General features: G+C 65.0%; 6 protein-coding genes. 3 read left to right on the top strand and 3 right to left on the bottom strand.

The annotated features are described in order from the left end of the window. Nucleotides 1–151 precede the first annotated feature (151 nt). The 3 genes from GXY33_09470 to GXY33_09460 are packed head-to-tail and all read right to left on the bottom strand — an operon-like array spanning nucleotide 152 to nucleotide 931. A complete protein-coding gene (locus GXY33_09470) occupies nucleotides 152–391 on the bottom strand; it encodes a hypothetical protein (GenBank protein NLX05360.1) in 240 nt (79 codons plus the stop codon). A gap of 18 nt (nucleotides 392–409) precedes the next feature. Further along, nucleotides 410–682 carry a hypothetical protein gene (locus tag GXY33_09465; GenBank protein NLX05359.1) on the bottom strand — a complete coding sequence of 91 codons (273 nt, stop codon included), beginning with the start codon at nucleotides 680–682 and terminating at the stop codon, nucleotides 410–412. Nucleotides 683–703: 21 nt separating this feature from the next. Then, nucleotides 704–931, bottom strand: coding sequence for a hypothetical protein (locus GXY33_09460; GenBank protein NLX05358.1), 228 nt, complete (start codon nucleotides 929–931; stop codon nucleotides 704–706). Nucleotides 932–1126: 195 nt separating this feature from the next. On the opposite strand from GXY33_09460, the gene GXY33_09455 reads away from it, so the two are divergent. Genes GXY33_09455 through GXY33_09445 form a run of 3 tightly spaced genes read left to right on the top strand, consistent with a single transcriptional unit; the run spans nucleotide 1127 to nucleotide 3385 of the window. Continuing rightward, nucleotides 1127–1342, top strand: coding sequence for a hypothetical protein (locus tag GXY33_09455; protein ID NLX05357.1), 216 nt, complete (start codon nucleotides 1127–1129; stop codon nucleotides 1340–1342). A 4-nt stretch (nucleotides 1343–1346) separates the two neighbouring features. After that, the gene (locus GXY33_09450; GenBank protein NLX05356.1) at nucleotides 1347–1808 is read left to right on the top strand and encodes a DUF2924 domain-containing protein; all 462 of its coding nucleotides are present in this window, start codon (nucleotides 1347–1349) and stop codon (nucleotides 1806–1808) included. Then, the gene (locus GXY33_09445) at nucleotides 1805–3385 is read left to right on the top strand and encodes a recombinase family protein (protein NLX05355.1); all 1581 of its coding nucleotides are present in this window, start codon (nucleotides 1805–1807) and stop codon (nucleotides 3383–3385) included. Before GXY33_09450 ends, GXY33_09445 begins: the two co-directional genes overlap by 4 nt. Nucleotides 3386–3452: the final 67 nt, after the last annotated feature.

Below are 3452 nucleotides of genomic sequence, written 5' to 3'. Positions count from 1 at the left end.
GTTTCGATTTCCCACACCGCCAAGGTGTGGAAGTCCTCTTCGTCGCTGTGACGCGATTCGAGCGTGGTGATCTCCAGTTCCTCCCGGGCGATCCGCTCGAGCGTCTGGTCCATGGTTTCGCGGGGCATGGCATTCTCCTTCCGCGCTGGGTTCACATGTGCAGTTCGTCGAGGCTGCGCTGAATCTCGGATTGTTCAACGCCGGAGAAGAACGCCAGCGTCTCGATCAGGTTTTCGCGGACGTGCTCCAGGGAACCGACCGAAGCCCAGGTGACCTCGTCGTCCTCGTACTTCTCCAGTTCGCACTCGATCCAGTCGGCGAGGCTGGCGATGTCGGCCTGCGCTCGCTTGAAGGCGTCCATCATGCGTTGGGTGTTGTTTTGGGCGGTCATGGCGAATGCTCCTTGCGGTTAGAGGTCGCTGAGCCGAAGCGGCTCGCGGTAGTAGTCGTGGACCATGCTGTTGGTGCCCCGGCAACCGTCGAGGTGGTGCTGCAGGCACTCGGCCATCGACCACGCGTCCTCCTGGCAGTCGGCGGTGACGTGGTGCTCGCGCCCGTCGGGCATGTCGGGGGTGAGGATGGTGACGACCACCACGTTCGGAGCGGTGCCCGATGCCGCCCGCCGTTGCGCGGTGGCGTAGTGGCCTGGTTTGCCTTCGAAGTCGATTCGTGTCAGTCGCATGGTCGGCGTCTCCTTTCGGGGTCAGGCCTGGCAGGTGGCGTTGTCGTGCGTGCGGACCTGGTAGGTCTCGATGTGGCAGGTGTTGGCGTTGTCGACGATCAGCTTGACCGTCACGGTGTCGCGGCTGCTGGGGTAGGCGTCGAAGACCTCGAACCAGCCGGTGGCGAACCAGATCACGTCGCCGAGCTTCAGGTCGTGCCAGTCGCGTTGGGTGGTGTTCTTTACGTTTGGCTTCATGTTCTTCTTCATGGCGTATCTCCTTGTTGCACAGTCGCTTACGTTCTTTTCTCGACACTGGCATGTTACCTCGACCCCGCCCCTCATCAAGGCAATTGCTGCCCCGGCTGGCGGGATTTCTGATCGCCGTAACTATCGAATCTTCCAATACATGTGGCCTTTGGGACGCCCCGGAGGCCTGTTTTCTGGAACACACGGAGGTTGCTGATGACCCACGGGATGGACCCCGGGCGGATGACGCCCGCCGAACGCGCCGACGAAGTCGGCATGCTGCTGTCGCTGGCCATGATGCGGCTGTGGCTCAAGCGCCGCGCCCGCGCCGGGCGGGCCGGTTCGAGAGAGTTTTCGCAGGTCGGGCAGGATTGCCTTGAGCTTCCGCGCCCCACGAGCCCTGATGGTCTCGTCCACCAGCGAAAGGAGTAAATGAATGCAACAGACCGTTTTAGAAACACTTGCGAGAATTGGCCGCATGGACGTGGACGAACTCCGCGACCAGTGGAGAGCGCTGTATGGCACCGAACCGCCGGCCAGCTACGCCAAGGCCCAACTGGTCCGCCGCCTGGCGTGGCGGGTTCAGGAACTTCGCTTCGGGGGCCTGTCCGACCGGGCCCGGCAGCGCCTGCGGCAGATCGCTGACGGCGACGAACTGGCCGGCGGCAAGAAGCGCCCGCCCAAACCCCGCAAGCGCACCGCGCTGGCAGCGGGCACGCGCCTGGTCCGGCAGTGGCGCGGGGTCGAGCACGTCGTCACCGCGCTGGCCGACGGCGGCTTCGAATGGGACGGCCGGCGCTACCGGACACTGTCGGCCGTGGCCAAGGCCATGACCGGCCAGCACGTCAGCGGGCCGCGATTCTTTGGGCTCGCCAGCACAAACAAGGAGGATGCATGATCGCCAGGAACGACAAGACCAAGCCCATCCGCTGCGCCATCTACACGCGGAAGAGCCACGAGGAGGGTCTCGAACAGGAATTCAACAGCCTCGATGCCCAGCGCGAGGCCTGCGAAGCGTACATCGCCAGCCAGAAGCATGAAGGCTGGAAGGCGCTGGCCACGCATTACGACGACGGCGGTTTCACCGGCGGCAACATGGAGCGCCCGGGCCTCAAGGCGCTGCTGGCCGACATCGAGGCCGGCGGCGTCGACGTGGTGATGGTCTACAAGGTCGATCGGCTCAGCCGCAGCCTGATGGACTTCTCCAAGCTGGTGGCCCTCTTCGAAACCCACGACGTGGCGTTCGTATCGGTCACCCAGCGCTTCGACACGACCAGCAGCATGGGCCGGCTGACGCTGAATATCCTGCTGTCGTTCGCGCAGTTCGAGCGTGAGCTGTGCGGCGAGCGCATCCGGGACAAGATCGCCAGCGCCAAGCGCAAAGGCAAGTACGTCGGGGGCAGGCCGCTGCTGGGCTACGACGTGGATCGCGAGCGGATGCGGCTTCTGGTCAACGAGAACGAAGCCAAGCTGGTACGGCACATCTTCGAGCGGTTCTGCCGGCTGGGCTCGTGCATGCTGGTCGCCCGGGAACTCAACGCCCAGGGCCACCGCATGAAGGCCTGGGTCACCAAGAAGGGCAAGCCCATGGGCGGCGGCATGTGGAAGAAGACCGACGTCCACCACCTGCTGACCAACCGGCGCTACCTCGGCGAGGTCATGTACAAGGGAGAAAGCTACCCCGGCGAGCACGACGCCATCGTGGATCGCAAGCTCTGGGACCGCGTGCAGAGCATCCTGTCCGAGAACCGCGCCGTCCGCGCCAACCAAACGCGCAGCAAGACCACAGCCGTGCTCAAGGGCCTGATCCGCTGTGAATGCTGTGACGCGGCCATGGCCCCGACGTACACCAACCGGCGTGGCAAGCGGTATCACTACTACGTCTGCCACGCGGCGGCCAAGAAAGGTTACGACACCTGCGAAGTCCGCAGCGTCCCGGGCGGGCAAATCGAGCAGGCCGTCTTCACCTACCTGCGGGAGATCTTCGCCGACCCGGCCATGGTCGCCCGGACGTTCCGCGCAACGCGGACGCAGGCGGCGGCACAGCGCCGGGCACTGGTCCGACAGAAAACCGCCCTGGAGAAGCGACAGACCGAACTCCGCAAGGGAATCGGCCGACTGGTTCGCGCCGCCGGTGACACCGATGACGGCCCCCTGGCCGACGAGCTGCGGAAGCTGAACGACGAGTACACCGACGTCGAGGCACAGGTTCAGCAGATCGAGGCCCAGCTTGACCAGCAGGAAGGCGTGCCCACTGAACGCGACGTGGCCGACGCGCTGCGAACGGTCGAGCCGCTGTGGACCGAACTGTTCCCGGCCGAGAAGGAGCGGATCGTTCGCCTGCTGGTGGAAACCGTCAACGTCCGCCCCGATGGCCTGACCATCCGACTGCGACCGACGGGCCTGGTTACGCTGGCCGCCGAGGTATCGCCGCAGGAGTCTGAGGAACCTGAACCCCAGGAGACCACCGCATGAAGCGCCCACCAAAGAAGGGCACCATCACCGCCGAGCCCACCGTCCGTCGCGACGGCGACGCCATCGT

The sequence above is a fragment of the Phycisphaerae bacterium genome, from assembly GCA_012729815.1.
Lineage (GTDB): Bacteria > Planctomycetota > Phycisphaerae > JAAYCJ01 > JAAYCJ01 > JAAYCJ01.
The sequence above is the reverse complement of the archived record's forward strand: the minus strand, read 5'-3'. Positions and strand labels throughout refer to the sequence as shown.

Excerpts from the sequence above, each read along its gene's own strand:
- GXY33_09470 (NLX05360.1), bottom strand. The coding sequence starts at position 391 with ATGACCGCCCAAAACAACACCCAACGCATGATGGACGCCTTCAAGCGA.
- GXY33_09465 (NLX05359.1), bottom strand. The coding sequence starts at position 682 with ATGCGACTGACACGAATCGACTTCGAAGGCAAACCAGGCCACTACGCC.
- GXY33_09460 (NLX05358.1), bottom strand. The coding sequence starts at position 931 with ATGAAGAAGAACATGAAGCCAAACGTAAAGAACACCACCCAACGCGAC.
- GXY33_09455 (NLX05357.1), top strand. The coding sequence starts at position 1,127 with ATGACCCACGGGATGGACCCCGGGCGGATGACGCCCGCCGAACGCGCC.
- GXY33_09450 (NLX05356.1), top strand. The coding sequence starts at position 1,347 with ATGCAACAGACCGTTTTAGAAACACTTGCGAGAATTGGCCGCATGGAC.
- GXY33_09445 (NLX05355.1), top strand. The coding sequence starts at position 1,805 with ATGATCGCCAGGAACGACAAGACCAAGCCCATCCGCTGCGCCATCTAC.